At 69.7% G+C, this 24089-nt stretch carries 22 protein-coding genes; 6 read left to right on the forward strand and 16 right to left on the reverse strand.

The window, feature by feature from the left end:
• Window positions 1–109 precede the first annotated feature (109 nt).
• From HUA75_RS14015 to HUA75_RS14060, 10 genes are all read right to left on the reverse strand, one after another.
• Entirely contained in the window at window positions 110–817 is a 708-nt protein-coding gene (locus tag HUA75_RS14015; protein ID WP_174464578.1) for a hypothetical protein, read from the reverse strand.
• Between the two features lie 155 nt (window positions 818–972).
• Window positions 973–1617: a hypothetical protein gene (locus HUA75_RS14020; RefSeq protein ID WP_141642150.1), complete on the reverse strand. Its 645-nt coding sequence runs from the start codon at window positions 1615–1617 to the stop codon at window positions 973–975.
• A 140-nt stretch (window positions 1618–1757) separates the two neighbouring features.
• The gene (locus tag HUA75_RS14025; protein WP_217446069.1) at window positions 1758–2363 is read right to left on the reverse strand and encodes a hypothetical protein; all 606 of its coding nucleotides are present in this window, start codon (window positions 2361–2363) and stop codon (window positions 1758–1760) included.
• A 51-nt stretch (window positions 2364–2414) separates the two neighbouring features.
• Window positions 2415–3071, reverse strand: coding sequence for a hypothetical protein (locus tag HUA75_RS14030; protein WP_174486687.1), 657 nt, complete (start codon window positions 3069–3071; stop codon window positions 2415–2417).
• A gap of 312 nt (window positions 3072–3383) precedes the next feature.
• On the reverse strand, window positions 3384–4835 hold the full coding sequence (locus HUA75_RS14035) for a sulfatase-like hydrolase/transferase (RefSeq protein WP_174486688.1): 1452 nt from the start codon (window positions 4833–4835) through the stop codon (window positions 3384–3386).
• 69 nt (window positions 4836–4904) lie between these two features.
• Window positions 4905–5474 carry a MarR family winged helix-turn-helix transcriptional regulator gene (locus tag HUA75_RS14040; RefSeq protein WP_141642147.1) on the reverse strand — a complete coding sequence of 190 codons (570 nt, stop codon included), beginning with the start codon at window positions 5472–5474 and terminating at the stop codon, window positions 4905–4907.
• Between the two features lie 188 nt (window positions 5475–5662).
• Complete coding sequence (locus HUA75_RS14045) at window positions 5663–6292, reverse strand: EcsC family protein (RefSeq protein ID WP_174486689.1); 630 nt, start codon at window positions 6290–6292, stop codon at window positions 5663–5665.
• Window positions 6293–6330: 38 nt separating this feature from the next.
• On the reverse strand, window positions 6331–6774 hold the full coding sequence (locus HUA75_RS14050) for a hypothetical protein (protein WP_141642145.1): 444 nt from the start codon (window positions 6772–6774) through the stop codon (window positions 6331–6333).
• 102 nt (window positions 6775–6876) lie between these two features.
• Window positions 6877–7269 carry an aspartate 1-decarboxylase gene (gene panD / locus HUA75_RS14055; protein ID WP_141642144.1) on the reverse strand — a complete coding sequence of 131 codons (393 nt, stop codon included), beginning with the start codon at window positions 7267–7269 and terminating at the stop codon, window positions 6877–6879.
• A gap of 94 nt (window positions 7270–7363) precedes the next feature.
• Window positions 7364–8206 (reverse strand): LEA type 2 family protein, encoded by an 843-nt coding sequence (locus tag HUA75_RS14060; RefSeq protein WP_141642143.1) that lies wholly within the window; start codon window positions 8204–8206, stop codon window positions 7364–7366.
• Between the two features lie 174 nt (window positions 8207–8380).
• Here HUA75_RS14060 and HUA75_RS14065 point away from each other — a divergent pair, with 174 nt between their 5' ends.
• From HUA75_RS14065 to HUA75_RS14080, 4 genes are all read left to right on the forward strand, one after another.
• Entirely contained in the window at window positions 8381–9826 is a 1446-nt protein-coding gene (locus HUA75_RS14065) for an alpha/beta hydrolase (RefSeq protein ID WP_254627567.1), read from the forward strand.
• A gap of 13 nt (window positions 9827–9839) precedes the next feature.
• Window positions 9840–10574, forward strand: coding sequence for an ATP-binding cassette domain-containing protein (locus HUA75_RS14070; protein ID WP_174454024.1), 735 nt, complete (start codon window positions 9840–9842; stop codon window positions 10572–10574).
• The gene (locus HUA75_RS14075; protein ID WP_174486691.1) at window positions 10571–11740 is read left to right on the forward strand and encodes an ABC transporter permease; all 1170 of its coding nucleotides are present in this window, start codon (window positions 10571–10573) and stop codon (window positions 11738–11740) included. The genes HUA75_RS14070 and HUA75_RS14075 overlap by 4 nt, the downstream gene beginning before the upstream one ends.
• 95 nt (window positions 11741–11835) lie before the next feature.
• Window positions 11836–12903 (forward strand): DUF2804 domain-containing protein, encoded by a 1068-nt coding sequence (locus tag HUA75_RS14080; protein WP_174454026.1) that lies wholly within the window; start codon window positions 11836–11838, stop codon window positions 12901–12903.
• A 3-nt stretch (window positions 12904–12906) separates the two neighbouring features.
• Here HUA75_RS14080 and HUA75_RS14085 read toward each other — a convergent pair whose 3' ends face one another.
• Genes HUA75_RS14085 through HUA75_RS14095 form a run of 3 tightly spaced genes read right to left on the reverse strand, consistent with a single transcriptional unit; the run spans window position 12907 to window position 17182 of the window.
• Complete coding sequence (locus HUA75_RS14085) at window positions 12907–14193, reverse strand: pitrilysin family protein (RefSeq protein ID WP_174486692.1); 1287 nt, start codon at window positions 14191–14193, stop codon at window positions 12907–12909.
• 2 nt (window positions 14194–14195) lie between these two features.
• On the reverse strand, window positions 14196–15503 hold the full coding sequence (locus HUA75_RS14090) for a hypothetical protein (protein WP_174486693.1): 1308 nt from the start codon (window positions 15501–15503) through the stop codon (window positions 14196–14198).
• Entirely contained in the window at window positions 15500–17182 is a 1683-nt protein-coding gene (locus tag HUA75_RS14095; RefSeq protein WP_217446070.1) for a toxin-antitoxin system YwqK family antitoxin, read from the reverse strand. The genes HUA75_RS14090 and HUA75_RS14095 overlap by 4 nt, the downstream gene beginning before the upstream one ends.
• Before the next feature lie 448 nt (window positions 17183–17630).
• On the opposite strand from HUA75_RS14095, the gene HUA75_RS14100 reads away from it, so the two are divergent.
• Window positions 17631–18260, forward strand: coding sequence for a hypothetical protein (locus tag HUA75_RS14100; RefSeq protein WP_141642135.1), 630 nt, complete (start codon window positions 17631–17633; stop codon window positions 18258–18260).
• Between the two features lie 59 nt (window positions 18261–18319).
• Entirely contained in the window at window positions 18320–19435 is a 1116-nt protein-coding gene (locus HUA75_RS14105) for a zinc ribbon domain-containing protein (protein ID WP_174486695.1), read from the forward strand.
• A gap of 32 nt (window positions 19436–19467) precedes the next feature.
• Here HUA75_RS14105 and HUA75_RS14110 read toward each other — a convergent pair whose 3' ends face one another.
• The 3 genes from HUA75_RS14110 to HUA75_RS14120 all read right to left on the reverse strand — a co-directional run bounded on the left by HUA75_RS14110 (window position 19468) and on the right by HUA75_RS14120 (window position 24046).
• Window positions 19468–20826, reverse strand: coding sequence for a phosphoenolpyruvate kinase (locus HUA75_RS14110; RefSeq protein ID WP_174486696.1), 1359 nt, complete (start codon window positions 20824–20826; stop codon window positions 19468–19470).
• Window positions 20827–20850: 24 nt separating this feature from the next.
• Window positions 20851–23403, reverse strand: coding sequence for a M1 family metallopeptidase (locus HUA75_RS14115; RefSeq protein WP_174486697.1), 2553 nt, complete (start codon window positions 23401–23403; stop codon window positions 20851–20853).
• A 103-nt stretch (window positions 23404–23506) separates the two neighbouring features.
• Window positions 23507–24046: a hypothetical protein gene (locus tag HUA75_RS14120; protein ID WP_141642132.1), complete on the reverse strand. Its 540-nt coding sequence runs from the start codon at window positions 24044–24046 to the stop codon at window positions 23507–23509.
• Window positions 24047–24089: the final 43 nt, after the last annotated feature.

The raw sequence follows: 24089 nt of genomic DNA on the forward strand, positions 1-24089 counted from the left end.
TCCTTGCGAAGTGAGCGGGGCGAACGGGTGAAGCGCGGGGCGCCCTCGAACACAGAGGACGCCCCGCCCAAGGGGCCACGGTGGGCCTGGGGCTACGGTGGGGTGAGGCTCAGCAGTTGAAGATGGCGGGGTTCGTGTCGTCGCAGTCGAACCGCTGCTTCACGTAGCCGGCGGGCGCCTCGCAGGCGTAGCGGTACACGGGCGTGTTGGTGCCGTACCCGTCGCCATCCTGGTCCCGGTAGAAGCGGTCCCGGTTGTCATAGAGATACTCGGGGACGAGGCCGACCTGGTTCCCCGTCGCGGGGCCCGTGGCGAGGATGTACTCGCGGCCCACGACGAGGTCATACACACGGGCCTGCGTCAGCGAGCAGGCGACTTCCGACACGGCCTCGCTGATGAGCGCCGACACGGTGGCGCTGGTGGTGGTGTCCACCACCGTGAAGGCCACGTTCTGCGACAGGTAGAACGAGATGGACTCCACCGTGGAGGTGCCCGACGTCACGGCGACGGGGGTGAACGTCACCGAGCCCTCGGCTCCGGGCGGCAGATTCAGCGTGTAGTGCTTGTGCCGCGCGCTGATGTCCGGCGCGGTGGCGATGCGCGTGGCGCTCGTCGTCACTGTCACGTTGTCCGCGCTGTTGCTCGCGTGGGTGCAGGCATGGGTCGTCATCAGCGTGTCGTCCACCGACACGCACCCAGCCTCCAGCGGCGCCTCCAACTGGCCCACCGACTCCAGCTCCGCCTCGTCCATGGGGCCGCAGGCCGCCAGGGACAGCCCGAGCAACGCACCGCAAAGGGTCTGCTTCAGCATCTTCATTGTGGGGTTCCTTTCAAACGCCGGGCGCGACGCGCGGGCACCGAAGCGGGCTTCCACCGCCACTCCACGGCGCGGTTACTCATGACGTAAATGTAATTGAGTTGCAATAACGGGGCGGACGTTTTCCACGGACGGGTGTGGCATGGCGTGCATGGCTATTGGAGGTGTTCGATGACCATGCCGACCTCGGGGAGCGAGGTGGGGCCGAGCGTGAGGGTGTACTGGACGCGGTCTGTCAGCTCGTAGCCGACCATGTGTCGAAGGCCCGAGCAGAAGTCGCCCGTGGGCTTCGTTCCCGCCGGCGTGAGCTGCGTCTGGATGGCGGTCTCCACCAGGGTGACGGGCACGTCGGGGGTGCTGAGGTAGACGACGAAGTCGCCGCTGGCGAAGGCCTTGTAGCTGAAGGTGCCCGTGTACTGGCCGTTCTCCTCGCGGAGCTTCACGGTGTAGTGCGTGTGGAAGTCGTCCACGCGAGGGTTGCGGCTGGTGGTGGCCGTCACGGTGACATAGGGGCCGTGCGCGACGTGCCAGCACGCATGTTCCCCGTCGTCGCCGAAGTCGAAGCCCTCGCTGGGGACGTAGTCGGGGTCCACTTCACAGGCGAGGCCCTGGGGCGCGGCGACGTGGCCCTTGTTGCAGTGGCACCAGTCGCCTTCGGCCTCACGGTGGATGTGGCCATTGGGAGCGCACGGGTCTTCGGCGTGAGGTTCGGGCTCGACGCTCGGGGGCGTCTCGCCACCACCGCAGGCGGAAGCCGCCACGGCGCACGAGGCCAGAAGGGCACGGAGGTTCAATCGCATGCGGGAGCGCTCCATGGGGAGGCGAGGGGAGGACGTCATTGAGAGACATGGGTGTGCCAGGAGTGGCGTGGACGACGCGGCGTGGGGCGGAATGCCCGGAGCGTTTCCGGGCACCCGCGTGGGTGGAGAGACGAGGAGCGCTATTCCTCGGGGTGGTGCGCGGCCTCCTCGATGACGAGCGAGAAGGCGGCGTTGCGGCTCAGGATGGAGCGGAACTCCAGGTGGTACTCGGTGTCGGCTTCGAGGTCCGCGACGATGGCCGTCTTCAGCGCGCCGCATACTTCGGTGGGAACCTGGTAGCGGCACTCGCGTGCGACCTCGAGGCCCGTCGCCGCGTCGTAGATGCGCAGGCCGCGATGGCGTGACAGCAGGAAGGCGAACTCACCGGACTCGTCGGGGAGGAAGGACACGCGGCCCGCCCAGCCCCACGAGGTGGCGCTCGACGGGAGGGTGATGTTGTACGCGGTGTGGGGCGTGCTGACGTCCACCAGCACGGGCGCGCCCAGGGCGGCGGCGGTGACGGGCTCGAAGGGGCCCAGCTCCGCGTGGATGCAGGCGTGCTCGACGACCTCGGCCAGCTCCTCGGGCTCCTCGCAGGAGGGCAGCAGGCCGAGCAGCGCGGACTCGTCGGTGGACAGCTCGGACTGGATGACCTCCTCCTCGGCGGCGGTGGTTCCGCAGCCGGTGAGAAGGAGCGCGACACTGGTGGCGAGCAGGGACTTCTGGAACAGGGACTGGGGCTTCATCGAGGGACTTCTCCTTGTGGGACTGCTGGGGTGAATCCGTGGCGAAGGGGTTCAGGGGGCGTCTGGAGGGAGGACGACCCAGGCGGCGGAGACCTCGCCCGAGGCGAGGTGTTCGGCGGGGAGTTGGAGGTGCGCGCTTCCACCAGGGAGCCGCAGCTCGGGTGTGAGGCTAAAGGCCACGTCGAAGGAGGCGGCGTCTGGGAAGGTGACGCGCGTCACGCAGCCCGCGACGAAGCAGCGCGCCGCCTGGGCCTGGACGGGCAGCACGCTCGTCGTCACCTGCTGGCGCCAGAGGTCCAGGGCCTCGCGAGCCTGATGCGTCCAGGGCGCCTGGCTCTCTCCCGAGGCGACCAGCGAGGCGAGCACGGCCTCGCGGCGCGCGCCCGGTTCGGAGGGCGCACCGCGCAGTGCCTGGACGAGGCGAAGGCGTGACTCCGAAGTTGGCCGACGCGCTCGGACAGGAGGCGAGGGGACGCGGGGCTCCGCCATCCCGGATGCCGCGAGTGTGGAAGGCGGGTCGGCGTCGGGGATTTCCGTGGGCTCCGCCGCATGCATGGGGCTCAGAGGCGGGCCTGCTTCGGAACGGAGCGGTGCCGGCGCGGTGGCTGCCTCCGTGAAGGAGGGCTCCACGGGGCGGCGAAGGAGCACGGACGTGAGGCCCGCGAGCGCGAGTCCCGTCACGCCCACGCTCCAGATGAATCTGTTCATGAATGCCGCTCCTGCTCGGTGGCTGACGGGTAACTCGATGTCGCGCCCGACCCCGGTTCGTCGTCGAGCCCTGCAAATATGCAACTGATATCTAAAAGTAATCAAGTTGCATTTGCTGGTCGGTCCTCGCGCCTCCACGAGGTCGGGTGCGCCCATGGGGACGGTGCGGTGCGTCCGGGGGCCGGGCGCACGTCGCGGCGTCGGCCTCACAGCGGATGGCGTGGCGGAGGGCGCTCTCCGCGGAGGAAGAGCGCTCGGTCCGGAGTCGACTCGACGGGCTTATCCGAAGCCCGGAGTCGCATCACTTCCGTGTCAGACGACGGGCTGCTTGGGCCAGGTGAAGCCGGCAGGCGTGGTGCCGTTCGTCTTCATCACCCGGATGAGGTGCGCATTCAGCTTCAGGAGCTCGCGCTTGCTGTCCGGGGTGATGTTCCGAGGGTTGGCGAGGTTCGTCAGCTCATCGGGGTCCGCGTCCAGGTCATACAGCTCGTACTCGAAGGCGGAGCCGTCCTGCGTGAAGTACGCGGCGTACAACCACTGCTTCGTGCGCAGCGCGCGAATGTGGCCGGGCGTCGTCGCGGGCATGCCCTGGGCCAGCGCCGTGTCATCGAAGGTGAAGTGGATGGAGTCCTGGAGGGATGTCGTGGGCGCGGTGAACAGCGGCGACAGGTCGATGCCCTTGAACTGGCCCTGGAAGTCCCCCAGCACGCCGGCCACCGAGGCCAGCGTGGGCAGCAGGTCGATGTGGCTGACCAGCTCCCTGGTCACCACGCCCGAGGGGAACAGCACGGGGTTGGAGATGATGAGCGGGACGTTGATGGTTTCGTCGTAGGCGTTGAAGGTCTTCTCGACGAGCCCATGGGACAGCCCCATCTCCCCGTGGTCGGCGAGTCGGACGACGAGGGTGTTGTCGGTGAGGCCGCGGCGCTCCAGCGCCTGGAGCAGCGTCGTGATGTCCTGGTCGACGAGCGTCTGGAGGTACGCATAGAAGCGCGCGTAGCTCGTCCGTTCGGCGTCGCTCCAGGTGGGGACGTTCCAGTTCTTCCCGCTCGACTGGAACCAGGACTGCACCGAGGGCTTCGTGGACAGGTCCTCGTTCCACGACGCCGGGGGCTGCTGGGGCAGTGACTCCCAGTCGGTGGGGTTGTAGCCCGCGGCCTCGTAGTTGAAGGGCGCGACGTAGACGTCATGCGGATTGACGAACGAGGCGACGAGGCAGAACGGCACGCTCGGGTCCACGCGCTCCAGGAAGTCGAGCATGCTGGGCCCGTCGAGTGGAGTGCCCGGAGGATTCTCCGAGGCGCCGGTGACGGTGCCCAGGTAGCGCGCGTCGTTGTTGTAGCCGCCCGCGCCCTGCGTGCTCCCGGCTTGCAGGGATGTGCCCGCGTCCGGTCCATCCCAGGGCCCGAAGCCGTGCGTCGGAGGAGGATTGCCCAGGTGCCACTTGCCCCGGTAGCCCACCTGGTAGCCCGCCTTCGCCATCACCTGGGCCAGGGTGGTGATGTCGGGAGGCAGGGACTGCTCACCCGTGTCGACGACGCCGGTTTGCGCGGGGAAGAGGCTCGTCCACAGCGTCGCCCGACTGGGCGAACACATGCAGGTGTTGGTGAAGGCCCGCTCGAAGCTCAGCCCGGTGCTCGCGAGGCGCTGGAACGAGGGCAGGTGCTGCTCCGCCCAGCCCTTGGGCCAGTGACGGAACTGGCGCTGCTGGTCCGTCAGGATGATGAGCAGGTTGGGCGGCGTGGAGGCGTTGCCGAGTCGCATGGGCCACTCCAGGACGACGAGGGCCTCCAGCGTACTCCGCGATGTTCCTCCACGCCGGGATGAGAACCGTCAGGCCGCGTTGGCGGTGACGCCTACGTCCTCCACGGCGGTGAGCCGGGGGTGAGGCGTGGCGCGCGTGCCGTCCGCGTCGGTCTCCTCGGCGGCAATCTCCTCCGCGCGGTTCCAGCAGCCCAGCGCTTCCACCCAGCCCTCGAGCAGGTCCATCAGCGCGCTGCGCTGCTCCCCACCCAGCGGCATCAGGAGGCGCGCCATGCGCTCCTGCACCACCGTGTCCGCGCGCTCCGCCAGGGCGCGGCCCTGCTCGGTGAGGCGCACGCGCACGCGGCGGCGATCATGCCGCACCGAGCGCTCACGCTGGACGAGCTTGGCGTCCTCCAGGCGGTCCAACAGCCGGCTCAGACGGGGCAGGGCGATACCACCCAGGCGGTCGGCGAGCACGTTGACGGGCAGCAGGCTCTCCGCCTTCAGCCACCAGATGGCCTGTACCTCCATGGGGTCCAGCTCCTGGTGAGGCAGGGCGCCCAGAGGGCTGCTGAGGGCGCCGCAGCGCGCCACGTCGATGACCAGGTTCCGCAACCGCGCCACCTGCACACGCACTTCCGCCGAAAGCTCGGACATCTTCGTGCCTCCGCCTTTCGGGCGCCGCCCCCGTCCGGCCTTGGGGGTTCATCGGTCGCCCGCCATGGATGGGGGCTTTCGCCCCGCCTGGGAACGGGAACGAAGGGGTGAAAAGGGCATATCGGACCCGTTGAATTAATCGGGGCGCCCGTCGCCAGGCCCCCGTGGATCCTCACCGCGTGTGGCCGTCAGCCCGCCTGTTGGTGGCGGTGGGCCTTGGCCTTGGCGTGGGCCTTGTCGAAGCCCTCGTAGAAGCGCACGGCCTGCTCACCCACGCGCTGGATGTGCTGGTTGTTGAAGTAGGCCGTAATCGGCGCGGCCACCAGCGGCATGGCGCGCCCCAGCGTGTGCAGGCCGCCCTTTTCCAACATCAGCGCGGCGAGCTTCCCCAACACCTTGGGGCTGGAGCGTTGGATGGGCCCCAATCCGTTGGCGTAGCCGAACAGGTCGAGCATCTCCCCGCGCGCGCGCTCCGTCTTGAGGTTGACCTTGTAGAGCGTGGCCAGGTCGGTGAGCAGGATGATCTGCAGATAGGCCATGAACAGCAGGTCCGCCGGCAGGGCGATGAGTCCGAAGACGCCGCTGACTCCGCCCACCATGCTGGCCAGGTTCTTCTTCTCGTCAATGAGGCGCTGCGCCAGCTCCTTCACTTCCGCGCGGGGGTAGCGCTTCTCCAACTCCGCCACCCGCACCCGGGCACGCTTCGTCTCCTGGAGGACGATGTCCGACAGCCGAGCCGAGCCGAGCTTCTTGAGCTCCGCCGGGGTCAGCTTCTTCATGAAGGCCAGCCGCTCGGCCACGCTGTCGTAGAAGCCCATTGTCGACGCTCCTCCAGGGGGTGGGTTTCCCGCGTCCTCTAATAACCCCGCTCGGCGAGGTAGAGGTCCACCAGCGCGCCTTCTTCGTACCAGGCGTGCCGCATCTCCACGTTGAACCAGCGCGAGTCCGGCTTGGCTCCTCGCACCTCGAGCTTTATCTGGTTGGGGGACGTGTCGATGACGGCCGCGCGCGCCTTGCAGGCATAACCCGGCTCCTCGCCGTAGCCACCCTCCAGGCAGACTTCGTCACCCACGGACAGTCGCCGGGTGTACTCCGTGGCCAGGTAGAGCGCCTCGTCGCAGCTGGAGCGCACCGAGGACTTCCCGTGCGCCACACAGCGCGCCTGGAGGGGCGCCTTGACGACGGGGATGGCTCCGTAGAGCGGATCCTCGTCATTGGGGTTGGGCCGGAAAGAGCCCACTGCGGAACAACCGGAGAGTCCCAGCGCGAGCACGCTGGCTCCCACCCACATCCGCCTCATCGTGGTGATTCCTCCGGGGCCATGGGCCCCCCTCTAAAGGTGGGCGGAGCATGGCAAAAGGCGCGCGGAGGGGAAAGCCGGCGGAGGGCCTGGACCGCCGGTTCAGGCGAGGCGGCGAGCCGGCCCCGGAATCTCTTCCGTCTGTCCGGGGACGATGCGGTTCTTCGCATCGACGAAGACGACGGTGGGCTTCCAGGCGCGGGCCTCGGACTCCTCCACCTCCGCGAAGGTGGCGATGATGACCAGGTCCCCCGGCTTGTTGAGGTGGGCCGCGGCGCCGTTGATGCAGATGACTCCGCTGCCGGGCTCGCCCTCCAGGGCATACGTCTCCAGGCGCGTGCCCTGGGTGACGTTCCAGATGGCGACCTTCTCGTTGGCGATGATGTCCGCCGCGCGGAGCAGGTTCTGGTCGATGGTGACCGAGCCTTCGTAATCCAGGTCGGCCTGCGTCACCGTCGCGCGGTGAATCTTGGACTTGAAGAGGATGCGGCGCATGGCGTGTGTCCCAAAGGGCGCCCAACCGTAACGGCAAGGGCGCCCTGGGACAACCACGAGGTTGCCTCCCGCCCGCTTGCTGCCCGGACGGGCGTTATTTCACGATGTTGACGAGCTGGCTCAGGTTGAGCGGCACGGACTGGGCGTCCGAGGTCAACTTGCCATCCAGGCTCAGCTTGGCGTTGCCGCCCGAGCGCAGGGCCATGGCCGCGGAGGCCGCCCGCGCGAAGTGGATGGTGAGCGGCAACGTCACCTGCTTCGTCCCGCTGCCGTCGAGCATGCCCAGGTTGCCGGTGGACAGCGTGCCCACATCCGCCCCGGCGACCTTGAGCGCGCCGGTGATGCCGGCGACGGGCAGGGGGAAGCTGTTGCGGTTGGTGATGGAGAGCGGGAACTCCACCGTGGCGCTGGTGAGGCCGATGTTGGTGATGCGGGGCGGCTGGAAGGACACCTGCGGAATCTTGGGCACGTCGAAGGTGCCTTCCTTCTCGAGCGGGAAGTTCAGCACGCCGATGGGCGTCTGCACGCCGACGCTGCCCTGGGCCTTGTAGGCGGCGCGGTCCTTGTTGAGGAAGGTTTCGACGACGGGGGCGATGTCCGCGAACCTCACGTTGGCGGGGAAGACCAGCTCGCTCCTGCCGTTGGCCTTGAGGTCTAGGCCCTTCTTGGGCTTGCCGGCCACCACCTGCTTGCCCTCGACGAAGAAGGAGTAGTCGATGCTCGCCAGCTCCAGTCCGAAGCCGTTGGGGTTGTTCACCTCGTAGACGAGGTCGACGGTGGCGTCGGAGAGCGACGCGCTGGAGAGCCGCGCCGTCTTGAAGGTGAGGGTGGGTTTCTTGAAGACCCCCTTCAGCGTCTTCTGCAGAGAGGCGCAGCCGCTGAACGTGGTGAGGGCAAGAGCGGCCAGGACGAGGACGGCGCGTTTCATCGTGGGCATGGGCGTATCACCAGACGGCCCCTCGCGACGGGCATTCACGGCGTTGGCGAGGGGTGTACCGCGAACAGCACGGGTGCTATGCGTGGGGCCGCCGCACCATACATGGAGACGCCTGTGCCTGGTGTCTGGACCCACATTCCCTCCCTTGTCTGGCGTGGAGCCTGGCGCGCCTGGATGCTCGGGTTCGCGATGGTGGCGTTGGCCGCCTGCTCGCAGGGAAGCTCGCCCTCCCAGGGGCGCAAGCTGGAGCTGAAGCCCTGCCGGCTGGAGGGCCTGTCGCTCCAGGCCCAATGCGGGACGTACGAGGTCTTCGAGAACCGCGAGGCGAAGTCGGGCCGCAAGCTGTCCCTGCGGGTCGCGGTGGTGCCCGCCCTGGCGGCCCAGCCCCAGCCAGACCCCCTGGTGTACCTGGCGGGCGGCCCCGGGCAGTCGGCCACGCGGACGGCGGAGATGCTGTTGGCCGTGGAGCGCATCCGCCGCCACCGCGACATCGTGCTGGTGGACCAGCGGGGCACGGGCGACTCGAGCCCGCTCGACTGCGAGCTCCGTCAGAAGGAAGAGGGGCTGTCAGCGCTCTTCGACGAAGGCGACGTCCCGCGACGTCTCCAGGCGTGTCGCGAGCGGTGGGAGGCGGACGTGCGCCAGTACACCACGCCCATCGCGATGGCGGACCTGGACGAGGTGCGCGCGGCGCTGGGCTACGAAAAGCTCAACCTCTGGGGCGTCTCCTACGGGACGCGCGCGGCGCTGGTGTACATGCGCCAGTTTCCGGAGCGGGTGCGCACGGCCATCCTCGACGGCGTGGCGCCCATGGGGCTGTACCTGCCCCTGTACATGCCGCGCGACGGTCAGCGCGCGCTGGAGTTGCTGCTGTCCCACTGCGAGCAGGACGCGGTCTGCGAGAAGACCTTTCCCAAGCTGCGCGCCCGCACGGAGGCGTTGCTGGCGAAGCTGGCGGAGGCCCCGGTGCGTGTGCGGGTGCCGCATCCGCGCACCGGTGTGCAGGAGGACGTCGTCCTGACGCAACAGGCCTTCCTGGGGGCGCTGCTGATGCAGCTCTACTCCGCGGAGGGAGGCTCGCTGGTGCCGCTGATGTTGGACCGGGTGACGCGGGAGGACTGGGCGCCCTTCGTCGCGCTGAGCCTGGGGGGCGGCGACACCCTGGACCGGACGATGAGCCGGGGACTCCAGTTCGCCGTCATCTGCGCGGAGGACGCGCCCTTCTTCACCAAGGAGGATGTGGAGCGCGAGGCGAAAGGCACCTGGTTCGGCGCGCTGATGGGCCTGGAGATGATGGCCGCGTGCGAGGGCTGGCCCCGCGCGACGCTGCCTTCGGGCTACCGCGACGCGGTGGTGTCGGACGTGCCCACGCTGCTGTTGTCCGGAGAGCTGGATCCGGTGACGCCGCCTGCCTGGGGGGAGGAGGCGAAGCGCACGTTGAAGAACGGTCTCCACGTCGTGGTGCCCGGGGTGGGCCACAACGCGCTGGTCGCCGACTGTGCCCGCTCGCTGATGGTGGAGTTCGTGGCCAAGGGCAGCGGGGAGGGCCTGAAGCCCTCGTGCGGCGGGAGCCTCTCGCGGCCCCCCTTCTTCACCTCTTTCGCCGGCCCCGTGCCCTGAGGACGCAGCGTCGATGATACGAGCCACGAACCTGCACAAGCGCTTCGGGAAGGTGACGGCCGTGGAGGACGTGTCCTTCACCGCCGAGGACGGGATGATTACCGGCCTCCTGGGTCCCAACGGGGCCGGGAAGACGACGACGCTGCGCATGCTCTACACGCTGGTGCGCCCGGACCGGGGCACCGCGACGGTGGACGGCGTGGACGTGACGGCCCGCCCAGAGGACGCCCGGCGTGTGCTGGGGGTGCTGCCGGATGCGCGGGGCCTCTATCCGCGCCTCACCGCCCGCGAGCACGCGCGCTACTACGGCGAGCTGCATGGGCTGTCTGGCGCCGCGTTGGACAAGCGCGTGGACGAGCTGGTGGACCTGCTGGACATGAAGGAACTCGCGGACCGGCGCGCGGAGGGCTTCAGCCAGGGCGAGCGGGTGAAGGTGGCGCTGGCGCGTGCGCTGGTGCATGGGCCTCGCAACGTGCTGCTGGACGAGCCGACCAACGGCCTGGACGTCATGAGCACCCGCGCGGTGCGCACGCTGTTGCGGCGACTGAAGGACGAGGGGCGCTGCGTCGTCTTCTCCAGTCACATCATGCAGGAGGTCGCCGCGCTGTGTGAGCGCATCGTCGTGGTGGCGCATGGCCGCGTGGTGGCGGAGGGGACGCCGGATGCCCTGCGCGCGAGCACCGGCAAGGACAGCCTGGAAGAGGCCTTCGTCGCGACCATCGGCAGTGAGCAGGGGTTGATGCAATGAGGCGCCTGATTGGCACTGTCTTTCGCAAGGAGCTGAGGGACTACCTGCGGGACCGGAGGACGGCCTCCACCTCCCTGCTGTGGGCGTTGCTGGCTCCGCTCCTCTTCCTGGTGTTGATCAACGTGATGGCCTCCTGGAGGAAGGACAAGCCGCTGGAGCTGCCCGTGGTGGGGCGCGAGCATGCCCCCAGCCTGATGGCCTTCCTGAGTCGCCTGGGTGTGACGCTCAAGGACGCCCCGGAGGACTACGAGGAGCGCATCCGCGCGGGCTCGCTGGACGTGGTGCTGTTGGTGCCCCAGGACTACGGCCGGGACTTCTCCTCCGGGCGCACCGCGGATGTGAATCTCATCATGGACAGCTCGCGCCAGTCCGCCCAGCGGTCGGTGCAGCGGGCGCAGCGGCTGCTGCAGGGGTACTCGCGGCACGTGGGCGACCAGCGGTTGTATGCGCGCGGCATGGCGCCGGAGCTGGCGATGCCGGTGCGCGTGGAGGAGCTGGACCTGTCCACGCCGGAGCGCACCGCCGCCATGGTGCTCAACATGCTGCCCTTCTTCCTGGTGATGGCCGCCTTCGGAGGAGGCATGCAGCTGGCGAGTGACACCATGGCGGGTGAGCGCGAGCGGGGCTCGCTGGAGCCCTTGCTGCTCAACCCCGTGCCGCACGGTGCCCTGGTCACTGGCAAGTGGCTCGCCACCGTCGCCATGGCGGGGGTCACCGTGTTGGGGTCGCTGGCGTGCTTTATCGTGGTGGTGCGACATGTCCCGCTGGAGGACCTGGGCGTGAGAGCCCGCTTCGACGCCGCCGCCACCCTGGGCATGGTCGCGGCCATCCTGCCGCTGGCGCTGGCCGTCTCCGCCCTGCAGATGTGGGTGGCCACCTATGCGCGCTCCTTCAAGGAAGCACAGATGTACCAGTCCATGCTGATGGTGGTGCCCATGTTGCCGGGCATGATGTTGATGCTGTCGCCCATGCAGACGAAGTTGTGGATGTTCGCCGTGCCGGTGGTGGGCCAGCAGCTGCTGGCGGGCGAAGTCCTTCGCGGCGAGCTGCTGGGGCCGCTGCCCTTCCTCATCGCCGCGGCCTCCTGTGTCGCCGTGACGCTGGTGTCCCTGCGTGTCACCACGGGGCTGCTCTCCCAGGAGCGCATCGTCTTCGGCCGGAGCTGAGAGGCCCGCCGACAGTGTCGCCGAGGCGTCGGTTGGCGCCTCGGGTCGTCGAGCCTGGGTGACTTCGGCCGGCGGTTGGCTTCCAATGGGCGCGGATGACGCCCGAGAGAGAAGCCCTCCTGCCCCTGGCGCCGGCCTCCGTGGCCACCTCGCAAGGTGAGCCCCGATTTGGCACGTACCAGGGTGAGCTGCCCGAAGTGGACCTGCCCAAGCTGCTGGGACGGTGGGCTCCGGCCCGCGCCACCCGGCTGCTCAAGCGCAAGCGGTGGCACTACACCTTCGTGGCGACGCAGGAGGTGGCCGCGCTCTTCGCGGTGGTGGACCTGGGCTACTCGTCCAGTGCCTTCGCGGTGGCGCTCGACCTGGCCGCGCGCAAGCCCTTGTGTGACGTGAGCTTCCTGGGCGCGCCGGGGCCCATGTTGTCGCTGGGAGACAAGCCCGGCGCGGGACTGTCCGCTTCCTTCAGGACGCTGGGCGGCAAGCTGGCCATCCGCCGGGGCGAGACGGACGAGCGCTACCAGGTGGAGGTGGACGTCAGCCGCGTGCGCACCGGCAGCCTCAACACCTTCCAGTGGGCAGGCGAACTGCTCGTCGCGGGCGGCCCTCCCGCGCTGACGGTGATTGCGCCCGTGCAGGGTGACGGGCTGGTGAATGTCACGATGAAGCGCAACGGCCTGTTGTCCTTTGGCAGCCTGGAGGCGGGCGGCAAGCGCTTCCGGCTGGACGGGGGCGTGGGCGGCATCGACTACACGCAGGGCTACCTGGCGCGGCATACGGCGTGGCGCTGGGCCTTCGCCGCGGGCCGGCTGGCGGATGGCACGCCCGTGGGCCTCAACCTCGTCGAGGGCTTCAACGAGAGCAACACCGAGGCCAATGAGAACGCGCTGTGGCTGGGAGACCGGCTGTACCCGCTGGCCCGCGCGCGCTTCGAATACGACACGAAGGACCTGCTCGCGCCGTGGCGGCTGACGACGGTGGACGGCGCGGTGGACCTGCGCTTCCAGCCCTTCTACGTCCACCGCGAGGAGCGCAACCTGCGCCTCATCATCAGCCACTTCGCCCAGCCCGTGGGCTTCTTCGAGGGCACGGTGACGGTGGGCGGCCAGACGCTCCAGCTCTCCAACGTCCCCGGCGTCACCGAGGACCAGGACATGCTGTGGTGAAGCTCACCCCTCCAGCGGCGAGCTGGTGATGCGCACCGCCTGCTCCTCCACGAAGTGGCGCCGCGCGAAGTCCTTCAGTTGGGCGCTGGTGGGGATGGGCGGAGGCTGAAGGAAGCCCAGGTCCGTGAGGGACTCCAGCCGGGGCTCCGCCGCCTGTGAGGCGACCGCATCCGCGACCTCCGGCCCCGCCTCCCGCCAGCGCTCCGAGGTGCGCTGGCCGCGCTTCTCCAGGAGCTTCCGCTCGGCCGCGCTGGGAGGCTTCTTGGCGAGCGCGTCGAAGGTCTCCTGCATGAGGTAGGGCAACCGCGAGCCCTCGATGGAGCGCGTGTAGGCGAAGGCGAGCAGCAGGTCATTGCCGCGCAGGTTGAGGCAGAGCACGCGCATCGCGGAGACGATGGGCTCCTCCACATGCACCTGCTGCAACAGCCGGAGCTGGAGCAGGGACGCCACCGCGCGACAGGTGGCCCGCTCCTCGTGGGGGACGGGATAGCCCAGCGTGACGAAGGTGACGTGTGCCCGGGTCTGCTGCACCACGGGGTACTGCGCGCTCTGCATGGCGGGCGCGACGGCCTCCTCCGGGAGCGCGGGCGGCAGGCGGTAGGCCTCCTCCACGAGGGCTCGTGCCTGCTCGACGCTCACGGCGCCGGTGAAGACGAGTGACACGTTGGAGGTGACGTAGTTGCGCGCGTAGTACTCCTGGAGGTCCTCGCGGGTGATGCGCGCTCGGGTGGCGGGCGTGCCGATGAGGGCGCCTTCGAGGGTGATGTCCTGGAACATCGCCTCCTCCACCTGGCTTGCCAGGCTCTGCCGCGAGAAGTGATAGCGGCCCTCGGTGGTGATGATGCCCAGCTCCCGCTCCAGCCGCTTGCCGCCGGGGAGCGTGGGACTGGTCACCATCCGCAGCACATCCCTCGCGAGCGGAAGGAAGCCCGTCCCAGGCGTGTCCAGTGCGTACACCGTGGACCGGGCCGACGTGAAGGCGTTGAGCGTGCCCCCGGCCGTGTCGATGCTCGCGCGCAGTGTCTTGCCCGGCACGTCCTGACTGCCCTGGAAGACGAGGTGCTCGAGCAGGTGCGCCAGGCCCTCCTTGCCGCTGGGGTCTCTCGACGAGCCCGAGCGCACCACCAGGCGCAGCGAGGCCGTGGCGGACTCGGGGCGGGACAGCACCACCAGCTCCGTGCCGTCCTGGAGCAGCTCGGCATGGAAGAGGGGCGCGATGGGAGCGGCGGCGAGCGCCAGGGTGGACCCGAGAGCGCAGCACAGCAGGAGCCAGGAGCGAAGGAAGGACATGGCTAGCGTCGCCGCGAGCGGGTGCCCGCGTTGTTGAAGGTCTTGCGAGGGGGAGGGGAGAGCGCCCGGGGACTGAAGAGCAGGTGTACGAGGCGGTCCTCGCGCAACCAGGGTTCGACCAGTCGCGCGAGGCCCTCCGGCGACAGCGAGGAGAGCGAGTGCTCCACCTCCGCCGAGTACCACGCGGGCGTCTGGAGGCTGCCGGCGAGTGTCAGGGCCACCGCGCGCGGGTGCTGGTCTTCCAGGCGCAGTCGCGTGAGGGCCGCGCCCTGGGCCGCCGCGAACTCGTCGGCGGTCACCCGGCCCTCGCGCACCTCCGCGACTTCCTGGAGGAGATAGGGGCCCAGGTCCAACGCGGAAGGGTCGCTCGCCGGAAGCGTCAGCACCAGCGCGTCCATCCACGGTGTCAGCAGGGGCGACGCATCCTGGGCATACCCCACGCCCATGGTGCGGAAGCGCTGCTCCATGCGCCGGCGCAGCACGGGCCCCACGACGCGCAAGGCCGCTGACTCCGACGCGGTGGTGAGCTTCACCGGAAAGGCCAGGACGTTGACGTCGCTGTGCGCCGGCAGCTGCCGCTTCACCGGGAGCTGAATCTGCAGTCTCGCCACGGGCGAGGGGATTCCCCCCTTGAAGCGCGCCAGCGTGCGGCGCAGCGCGACGGCGTCGAAGGTCCCCGCCGCGATGACGGTGGCGTTGCGTGGAGAGAAGGCGCCCGCGAGGTGCCGCTCCACCGTCTCCGGGGAGATGCTCTGCGCGCTGCTGGGGTTGCCAGGCGGCGCGGCCGCATAGCGAGGGTCTTCCGAGAGCGCGATGGCGAGGCGCGTCTCCAGGAAGTCCTCCGAGGACGTCAGTCCCGGGTCCTGGGTGGTGCGCTCGGCGGTCGCCTCCAGTCTGGAGGGGATGAGCTTGGGGGCCAGCAGCGTCTCGAGCAATTGGCGCGCGAGCCGGTCGAAGTCCCCGGAGTTCGACTCGAGGACGAAGCCGCTCTGGCGCAGCCCGGTGAACAGCTCCAGAGACGCGTCCGCGCCGAAGAGTTCCCGCGTCAGCTTGCCGTAGTCGCCGCGCCGGTTGGCCTCCAGCAGCGCGTGCTGGGAGAGCCGCGTGAGGCCGGTGTCGCCGCCCTCGTCGAAGCGTCCGGTGGAGAAGAGCACCACGAGGGTGGCCGTCCTCGCGCCCTCACGCGGAGCCAGCACGAGCCGCGGGTGCTCGCTGGACTCTTGTGAGCGGAGGACCTCGAAGGGCGCGGCCACGGAGATTCCCGCCCACAGCAGGGGGAGCAGGGCCCAACAGCGCTGACGTGACTTCATGGTGTGTCCACCGAGACAGGGGTTTCCAGGTCGGGCGTGGCGACCAGCACCCTGGGCCCCGCGGTCGTCTCCTGCACCTTCAGGCCGTTGAGGCCCGCGCGGTGCACCGTGAGCGAGTACCGCGCGGCCCGGTCCGCTTCCTCGCGCCGGGGCCACAGCTGTCGCAGCCGACGGTTCCACCAGTCCAGGGAACGTCCCCCGTAGAGCAGCTCGTCGGGCCCCCGCCGCGCGCCGCCCCGCGACGCGAGCGAGGTGCCTGGCTCATCCTCCAGCACCAGCGTGGGTTCGCCCTGGTTCCACAGCACCGACTCGAGGGGCGCCCCCGTCGTCCCGTAGCGCGTCCAGCTTCCATGCCGCAGGCCCCGCGCATACGTCCCCTCCACCTTCCGACCGCCCCCCGCGAAGTAGAGCGTGTAGGGACCGTCGAGCACGCCCTGCGAATAGTTCCGGCGCTCGTGGGGCAAGCCACTGTCGGCCACGTCCACCACCTCGCCATGCAGGAGGCCCTTCGACCAGGAGGCTCGGGAGAAGCGCATCCCTTCCTCCGTGTAGCGGCTCCACTCCCCGAGAGGCAGGCCGTCCTGATACAACCCCTCGGTCCGCAACTGCCCCGTCGCGTCCCAGGCGTGATGCGCTCCCGAGCGTCGCCCCTTCGTCCACGCGGTCTTCTCGCGCAGTCTTCCTCGCGTGTCTCGCAGCCACGCGGCGCCATCCCGCTGTCCCGTCTCGTTCACGCACTGGCGAAGCACCCAGCCGTCCTCGCGCTCCTCGCGCTGGAGCGTGGTGCCCGGGTCACAGACGGGAGGCCGGGCGCGCATCGTCACGAAGGCAGCGCCTCCGAACACGCACACCGCCACCACCACGCCGCTGGCGAGCGGAGAGAGCAGGGGCGGCATCCAGGGTTCGCGAGCGGGCGCGGGGACCGGACGGCGCGCCCGGGGACGGCCCTGCTGTCCCTGGGTGAGCCGGTGCAGCATTCCCGCGCGCATCCACACCACACCGCACGCGGTGCAGGGTGACACCGCGCCTCCAGGCAGCATCACGGTGGTGACGTACGCCTCGCACGAGACACAGCGGACCTGCCGTCCCGTCTCCTCGAGGGGAGTGCCCGTGGCGCCCAGCTCCGGAAGCCAGCGAGCCTGCTCCATGGGCGACAGCAGGTCCCCCTCGCAGCCCAGGCAGTGCGCGCCGATGCGTCCGGGGGCCCGGTACAGGCGGGCGGCCCAGACGCACTCGGGACAGTCGAGGCCCGTGTCCTCGGTGGGCGGAGGCTCCGGCGGGGCTTCGGGGGCGAGCTCCTCCTCGGCCCGGGGTTCCGGAGCGGGCGGCGTGGACGCGCGCTGACTCAAGACGCGATAGGCGCCGAGCAGCAGCACCGTCTGCGCGAGCAGCAGCGCCCCATCGAACAGGGGCACCGCCAGCGTCCACCCGCTCGTGGAGGTCCAGGCCTCCGCCACGAGCGCGCCGATGAGTAGGACGTGAGGGCCGACGAGCCCCACCAGGATGGCCCACGGCGTGACGGCCCTGCGGGCGCGGGGCTCCACCAGCGTGGCGAAGAAGCGCGGCAGCCCCACGAGCGAATAGCCCGGGACGAAGGCCAGCGCGAGCACCTGGAGTCGCGAGCACGCCTGCTGCCCGCGCGCCACCCAGGACAGCTCCCGCCACAGCAGGAGCAGCACGCCCCAACACAGCGCGGGGAGCAGAGATGCCAGCGTCGAGGGCCGCCACGGCTCGAGCGGCGCGTCCCAGAGCACTGGCCAGAGGACCCAGGCCTGGAGCGCGTGTGGAAATGACCCAGGGACCGCGAGCTGAACCAGCCGCGCGACGAGAAAGACAAATCCTACGCAAGCCAAGGACTTCAGCAGAAAGTCTGGTTTGAGAAGCCGGGTTGTCAGGGATTGCTTGGGAATGTCCAGGGTTTCTGGATTTGCTGCGGATGGTGAGGACATTTCCCCCCTCGACGGCGAGCGGTGCGCACTCTAGCCGAATGAGCTGGTCTGTCATCAAACTCTGACAATCGTGGTGTGTCCCACGGTGCGTGAATTGGCATGGGATTGACGCGCCTGTCAGGTCGCGTATACGGCGGCGTCCGCCGAGGCTTCAGTCATTCAGAGGGGGAGTGGACCCATGTTTCATCGACCTGCTGGTGTATCGCCGTGGCTTGCTCTCGTCCTCACGGTGGTGAGTGGGGGCGCGCACGCGCAGTACTCCACGTCGGGATATCGTCCGCGGAGCACGGTGCCCTTCAAGCAACTGCCTCCGCGTGACTCCAAGGTCGGTGTGACGACTGTCGACAGCGCCGTCGAGGGCGCGGCGCTCCCCAATCGCGCGGCCTTCTGCAAGGAAGTGAAGGCGGTGCTGCGCGGAGCGGGTCAGGGCTTCCAATCCCTGCGTGGCGCGCCGTTGAAGAGCTACTCGGAAGACGTCTCCGTCTGGGAGTCGAGGAAGGGCATCCAGGACTTCCGCTGCACTGTCTACAGCACGCGCGCGCTGGGGGATTATATCTACTGCGTGCAAGGCAACATGGAGTGCAAGCCTTTGCAGGACCGGTTCCATCTCTATTCCTCGTACCTGATGGAGACCTGTGCTCCGCGATGGAACTGGCGGGACTCGCGACTGAGCATCTACGACACGTATGACCCTCGGCGGATGACGAGCGCGACGGATGAAGAGGCCACGCGGATGACGCTGGAGGTCTCCCGGTCCAAGGACTCCTATTCCACCTGTGACCTGGTGTTCTCCGTCGAGCTGCTGTGACGTCGGGCGCGTGCCGGAGGTAGGCTGCCCGGGTCCATCCTGTCGTCAGGAGTGAGCCCATGTCCTGCCCGCACTGCGGTCAGCCACTTCCCGAAGCGCGCATCGCCGCGTGTCCCCACTGTGGCCGGGACGTGAAGCCTTCCTTCGACAAGCCGCTGTTCTCCGAGGACACCGCCGAGTCCGCCCGGCGCACCGCCGAGTCCGCGGGCCGCGCCGTGCAGTCGATTCTGGAGGACCCTCGTCTGCGTGAGCGGCTGCCGGGCGGCTCGCTGCCGCTGCTCGGCTCGGGGCTGGTCGCCGCCGCCGTGCTCCTGCCGGGCCTTCCCATCATCGGCGGGAGCATTGGCCTGCCGTGGTCCGTGACGATGCTTGTGGGCAGCATCCTGCTCGGTGCCCGTGAGTGGAGCGCCGCCGGCCGCCCCGTTCCCCCGCCCCTGGAGAAGCTCGCCCAGGTGGCCTCGCACGCCGCCTTCCTGCCGCTCTTCACCGCGCTGGCCGTCACCTTCGCGTTCCTGTCCCTGGGCTTCGGATTGGTGCCGCTCGTCTGGGTGGGTGCCGCCGTCGTGCTGGCGTACGTGCAGTGGCGCGTGTTCCAGGCGTCCTCCGCCTCGGCACCCGAGCTGCGGCCTTCACCCGAGGCCTCGCGACTGAAGCGCTGGGTATGCGCGGGCGCCGCCGTGTGCGCGGTGTCGCTGCTGTTCTCCTGGGGCACGGGGATGCGCTCGTCCACGTCCCTGGGCGGCTACGGCTACGACGACAAGCTCGTGTACGAGGTGGACAACACCGGCCGCTCCACGGGCCACACGTATACGGACAGCAGGTACACGTGGAAGCCCGGCCTCACCAACACGTCCTCCTTCTTCGCGAAGTCGGGACGCGCCCGGCCCGGTGCGCCGCTCGTTGTCCTGGCCCTCATGTCCCTGGGGCTGCTGGCCGCCGTGCCGCGTGCCCGCGACGCCGTGCCGCCCATGCTCCCGTACCTCCTGGCCGGCGTCGTCACCCTGTGGGGACTGCTCGGCCTGGGATTGCACGCGGGCCCGCTCCTCTTCCTGCTCGGCGCGGTGGCCATCGACGTGGCCCTGGTGCGCGCGCACCGCGCGGCGAGCAGCGGAGCAGGCGACGCACCTCCGGGAGGCGAGGATGCGCCGCCGGGCTCGGGTTCCGCCGAGAGCTGAGTCGCCCTCGGCGGAAAAAGGGGCTCGCCCGGCTACGAGACTCGGGCGCGACGTGACTCGACGATGGCGCGGAAGGAGCGGCTTCGCAGCTCCTCCAGCGTGAGGCCGGTGGCCAGCGCTTCGTCCTGGCTGAGCGCGCCGCAGCTCAGGCCCCGGAGGAAGAAGTTGAGCAGACCCTGGCCCGTCGCCGCGTCGTCGAACACGTCCCCCACCAGCGTCGCCTGGGCCGCCTTCTCCATGAAGGCCTTGAGGCGCCGGGTGGCGGTGTCCAGGCCCTCCAGGAAGAAGGCATACACGGTCGCGTAGCGCACGGGCAGCTGCGCGGGGTGCAAGTCCCAGCCCTGATACCACCCGCGCTCCAGCGAGTGACGGATGTGGCGATAGGACAGCTGCCACACCCGCTGTACCGCCTCGCTGTTCTCGCGCAGCTGCGTGGGCAGCAGCGGCATGTCGCCCTGCTTCTTGTTCGGCGGCACGGGCATCACGTTCGTCGCGCCGTCGGCCAGCTGGATGCCGGTGCCCGCGAGGCAGACCTGCACCAAATCCCGCAGGAAGTCGCAGGCGGGGTGCAGCATGCTCTGCACGTGGGCGCTGACGCTGAGCGCGGCGGTGTAGTCATACAGCCCCAGGTGCACGCTGGAGCAGCGCCCCTCGCCCGCGGCCACCAACGCGGGCAGGTGCAGGCTCCCCTCTTTGTTGAAGAGGGCCTGGGGCGTCTCCACCATCAGCTCCAGCCCGAGCGCGCCGCGCGTCAGGCCGTGCTCCGTCTCCAGCACTTCCAGGATGCGGGCGAGCGCCGCCACCTGCTCGGGCACGGAGACCTTGGGCAGGGTGACGACGAACGACGGCGGCAGCTTTCCGCCGCTGTGCTCCAGGAGCGTGGTGACGAAGAGGTCCAGGGTGCGAGAGGCCCGCTCGAACAGCTCCTCGGTGAAGGACTTCACCCGGATGCCCACGTACGGCGGCAGCGAGCCCTGGGCCAGTCCCCGCGCCATCTCCTGGGCGGCGGCGACGGCGTGCGAGTCCTCCTCCTCGTCGGGACGGTGGCCATAGCCGTCCTCGAAGTCGATGCGATAGTCCTCCACCGGCTCGCTTCCGAGCTTGTCCAGCACCCGCTCGTAGACGCGCTGGGCGAAGCGCCCGCGCTGGGGAAGGCCCAAGCCGTGGGCCAGCTCCGCCGCGTCCGGCGCGTAGGTCTTCATGGCCCCCAGGGCGAGGTCCCCCAGCTTCCGCGCCGCCTCCGCGCGGAAGAGGTGGGCGCCGCCGTACACGACGTGCACCGGCTGGCGACGGGGGGACTCCCCCGGGTACTCGCGCGCGAGCTCGGCGTTGGCCCGCCGGAGGGACTCGCGCGCGCTGGAGAGGCTTGCGGGCGTCAGGGTGGTCTTCATCGGGAGCCTCTCAAGAGGGGTGCGTCAGGGCTGGCGCTTCAGCCACGCGGAGACCTCCGGGCCGCAGCGCTCGCGCAGCTCCACGTCCTGCGACAGCCGCTCCAGCGTCTGCGCGGTGGCCTGGTTCGCGTCGCTCACCGGGTTGTCTCGCAGCAGCGTCTTCACCGCCTCCAGGTGCTCGCGCGTGCGCAGCATGCCCAGCGATTCCACGATGCGCCGCACCAGCATGGGCGCGCCGCCCGTGCGCGCGACGACGTCCTTCCACTGCTTGCGCATCTGCGCCCACCACGCGTCGCGCCCGGTGCGGTTGGCCAAAAGCCCCGTCACGAAGCTGGCCACGTCCTGTGTCTTCACCGTCTCCGAGAAGAGCAGCCCCTGCGCGCGCTCGGCCAGCGCCGGGTCCTCGAAGGCGGTGAGCGCCATCAGGTAGCGGCGCTGCGTGGCCGGGTCCGGCTCCTTCGGCACCTTCTGGAGGAACGTGTCGAAGAGGGCCGAGTCTCCCGCGCGCGCCACCATGGCCACCGCCACGTCGAGCAGGTTGGGCTCCAACGCGTCACGCTCTCCCTGGAGCATGCGCGCCACGCGCGGGCGGGCCTCCGCGAGCGCCTCCGGGCTGCGAGCCAGGCCTCCCACCGCGCGCACCAGCGCGGAGCGGCGCAGCTTCACCCGGTCCGACTCTCCGGATGCCGCCTGCCAGCCCAGCTTCTTGAGCCCCGGGCTCAACAGCTTCTCCACCCACGCACGCACGCGCGCCTGGTCCTCGCCATCCACCAGCCGGTTCTCCACGTACGCGAGCCTGCCCACCAGCTCGTCCAGGACGGAGTCGTCCTCCTCGTTCCCGAAGCGCGCCGCCAGGTCCAACAGGTCCGCCACCGAGCCCCGGCCCGAGCGCACCAGCGCCCACTGGTCCTCCAGCAAGGCGATGCGCTCCGAGGGCGCCAGAACCTGGAGGTTCGACGCCAGGGCCGCGAGCGACGCCTTGTCGTAGGCCATGCGGTAGAAGCCGGTGGAGCCCGCGTTGGCGCACAGCCACTTCACCGCGCCCGTGCCCTCCAGCTTCACGGTGGCCTGCTTGTCGCGGAACAGCACACGCTGCTCCCGCACGCCGGAGGCGTCCTCGTAGCGCAGCACCATGGGCACCGGCCACTTCTCGCCGCTCTCCACGCCCGGCTCCGAATAGAAGCGCTGCTGCGACAGCGCCACCTCGCGTCCCTCCACATGCGCCGTCACCAGCGGGAAGCCGCTCTGGCCCACCCACGCGGTGGCCAGCTCCTCCACCGGCTGCTTCGCGGCCGCGCCCAGCGCGTTCCACAGGTCTTCCTTCACCGCGTTGGCGCGCGCGTGCTTGCGCATGTACAGGCGGATGCCATCGCGGAAGGGGCCTTCCCCGAGGAAGCCCTCAATCATCCGCAGCACCGCGCCGCCCTTCTCGTACGTAATCGCGTCGAAGCTCTCACCGGCCTCGCCCGCGTTGCGCACCTCGCCGTGGATGGGGTGCGTCGACTTGAGTGCGTCCAGGTACAGCGCGCTGGTGCGGTGCGAGTCGAAGTCCAGCCACATGCGCCACTCGGGGCGCCACTGGTCGACAATCTTGAAGGCCATCCACGTGGCGAACGCCTCGTTGAGCCAGAGGTCGTCCCACCACACCATGGTGACCCAGTTGCCGAACCACTGGTGCGCCAGCTCGTGCGTCACGACTTCCGCCACGCGCTTCTGCACCGACAGGGGCGCGGTGGCCGGGTCCAACAGCAGGGTGACCTCGCGGTAGGTAATCAGGCCGGCGTTCTCCATCGCGCCCGCCTCGAAGTCCGGGATGCCCACCTGGTCCAGCTTGGTGAAGGCATACGGCAGGCCGAAGTAGTCCTGGAGCAGGGGCAGCACCGCCAGCGCCACGTCCTGGCCAAAGCGCGTCAGGTGCTCCTTCTCCTTCAGCGACCAGGTGCGCACCGGCACGCCCCCCACCAGCTGCGCCGGCGTGCCCACCAAGGGGCCCACCACCAGCGCGACGAGGTAGCTGCTGAGCACCTCCGTCTCCTGGAACGTCACCTTCGTCAGCGCGCCGTCCTTCTCCTCCTTGACGATGGGGCCGTTGCCCAGCACGGCGAGCCCTTCGGGCACGCGCACGCTGAGCGACCATTTCGCCTTGAAGGCGGGCTCGTCGAAACAGGGGAAGACGCGGCGCGCGTCGGCGGCCTCGAACTGGGTGGCGGCCACCTTGCCCGCCAGGTACAGGCCGCGCAGGCCGTCGGTGAAGGACCCCGTCCACCCGAGCTCCAGCGTGGCGGGCCCCTTGGGCAGCGGCGCGTCGAAGCTCAACACCACCGTCTCGCTCACCTCCACGGGCCGGATGGACGTGGGCTGGTGCCGCGCGTTGCCCGAGTGGAAGGACACCTCGCCCAGCTTCAGGGCGATGGCGTGGAGGATGATTTCGCGCGTGGGCTCGGCCAGCTCCACCTCGATGGTCTGCTGTCCGGAGAAGGACTTCGCGTCCAGGTCCAGGGTCAGCGTGGCCGCGTAGCGGTGGGGGCGAACGGCGGTGGGGAGCCGGAAGTTCTTGTCTTCGGTCGGATGCGCCATAGGGAGGCGGAATCTAGCCTCGCTCGCGGCGCGCGTTCCCACTTCTGTCACGCGGGTGCAAGAAACCTGTCGTCCGCCGGGTGGGGTGTCGTCCGCCACACCCTTACCGCCCCGGCTCCCCGTCCGGGCCCGCCCTCCGTCCGCGAGGGCCACGGCCCGGGACGAGCTGCTGGAAGAGGCTGGACTCCCGCTGGAAGAAGCCGTCCGTGTGGAACGAGTGGGGCAGCTCCAGCAGCAGGAAGTCCAGGTGGTGACACAGCTCGTGGAGGAAGGTGCGCAGGTACGTGCGGAAGGCCACCACGCGCGCCTGCTTCGCGGTGCGCATCCAGACCTGGAGTCGCGGCCGGCGTCCCGGCTCCCAGGTGTAGAGGCCGTGCAGCTCGCCCTCCTCGGAAGAGGGGCGCACGTCCAGCACCTCCACCCGGACGCCGGGGACATCCAGCCGCTCGCACAGCGCCTTGCCCAGCCGCGTCGTGGCGCGCTCCAGCGGGCCGCGTTCACCCATGGCCAGCGCCTCCCGGACCTCGTCCACCAGGGGATGCAGGGCGGTGGGCTCCCTCACCCGGAGGGCCGTCACTCCATCGCTCATCCGATAGGTGCGTCGCTGCTCGGGATTGAGGCTCTCGTAGTAGGCGAAGGGCACGGGGCGGCGGCACTCTAGCGAGCACGGCGCGTGAGTGCCTGCC

The organism is Myxococcus sp. CA040A (assembly GCF_013336725.1).
Lineage (GTDB): Bacteria > Myxococcota > Myxococcia > Myxococcales > Myxococcaceae > Myxococcus > Myxococcus llanfairpwllgwyngyllgogerychwyrndrobwllllantysiliogogogochensis.

Excerpts from the sequence above, each read along its gene's own strand:
- HUA75_RS14015 (WP_174464578.1), bottom strand. The coding sequence starts at position 817 with ATGAAGATGCTGAAGCAGACCCTTTGCGGTGCGTTGCTCGGGCTGTCC.
- HUA75_RS14020 (WP_141642150.1), bottom strand. The coding sequence starts at position 1,617 with ATGCGATTGAACCTCCGTGCCCTTCTGGCCTCGTGCGCCGTGGCGGCT.
- HUA75_RS14025 (WP_217446069.1), bottom strand. The coding sequence starts at position 2,363 with ATGAAGCCCCAGTCCCTGTTCCAGAAGTCCCTGCTCGCCACCAGTGTC.
- HUA75_RS14030 (WP_174486687.1), bottom strand. The coding sequence starts at position 3,071 with ATGAACAGATTCATCTGGAGCGTGGGCGTGACGGGACTCGCGCTCGCG.
- HUA75_RS14035 (WP_174486688.1), bottom strand. The coding sequence starts at position 4,835 with ATGCGACTCGGCAACGCCTCCACGCCGCCCAACCTGCTCATCATCCTG.
- HUA75_RS14040 (WP_141642147.1), bottom strand. The coding sequence starts at position 5,474 with ATGTCCGAGCTTTCGGCGGAAGTGCGTGTGCAGGTGGCGCGGTTGCGG.
- HUA75_RS14045 (WP_174486689.1), bottom strand. The coding sequence starts at position 6,292 with ATGGGCTTCTACGACAGCGTGGCCGAGCGGCTGGCCTTCATGAAGAAG.
- HUA75_RS14050 (WP_141642145.1), bottom strand. The coding sequence starts at position 6,774 with ATGAGGCGGATGTGGGTGGGAGCCAGCGTGCTCGCGCTGGGACTCTCC.
- panD (WP_141642144.1), bottom strand. The coding sequence starts at position 7,269 with ATGCGCCGCATCCTCTTCAAGTCCAAGATTCACCGCGCGACGGTGACG.
- HUA75_RS14060 (WP_141642143.1), bottom strand. The coding sequence starts at position 8,206 with ATGCCCACGATGAAACGCGCCGTCCTCGTCCTGGCCGCTCTTGCCCTC.
- HUA75_RS14065 (WP_254627567.1), top strand. The coding sequence starts at position 8,381 with ATGCTCGGGTTCGCGATGGTGGCGTTGGCCGCCTGCTCGCAGGGAAGC.
- HUA75_RS14070 (WP_174454024.1), top strand. The coding sequence starts at position 9,840 with ATGATACGAGCCACGAACCTGCACAAGCGCTTCGGGAAGGTGACGGCC.
- HUA75_RS14075 (WP_174486691.1), top strand. The coding sequence starts at position 10,571 with ATGAGGCGCCTGATTGGCACTGTCTTTCGCAAGGAGCTGAGGGACTAC.
- HUA75_RS14080 (WP_174454026.1), top strand. The coding sequence starts at position 11,836 with ATGACGCCCGAGAGAGAAGCCCTCCTGCCCCTGGCGCCGGCCTCCGTG.
- HUA75_RS14085 (WP_174486692.1), bottom strand. The coding sequence starts at position 14,193 with ATGTCCTTCCTTCGCTCCTGGCTCCTGCTGTGCTGCGCTCTCGGGTCC.
- HUA75_RS14090 (WP_174486693.1), bottom strand. The coding sequence starts at position 15,503 with ATGAAGTCACGTCAGCGCTGTTGGGCCCTGCTCCCCCTGCTGTGGGCG.
- HUA75_RS14100 (WP_141642135.1), top strand. The coding sequence starts at position 17,631 with ATGTTTCATCGACCTGCTGGTGTATCGCCGTGGCTTGCTCTCGTCCTC.
- HUA75_RS14105 (WP_174486695.1), top strand. The coding sequence starts at position 18,320 with ATGTCCTGCCCGCACTGCGGTCAGCCACTTCCCGAAGCGCGCATCGCC.
- HUA75_RS14110 (WP_174486696.1), bottom strand. The coding sequence starts at position 20,826 with ATGAAGACCACCCTGACGCCCGCAAGCCTCTCCAGCGCGCGCGAGTCC.
- HUA75_RS14115 (WP_174486697.1), bottom strand. The coding sequence starts at position 23,403 with ATGGCGCATCCGACCGAAGACAAGAACTTCCGGCTCCCCACCGCCGTT.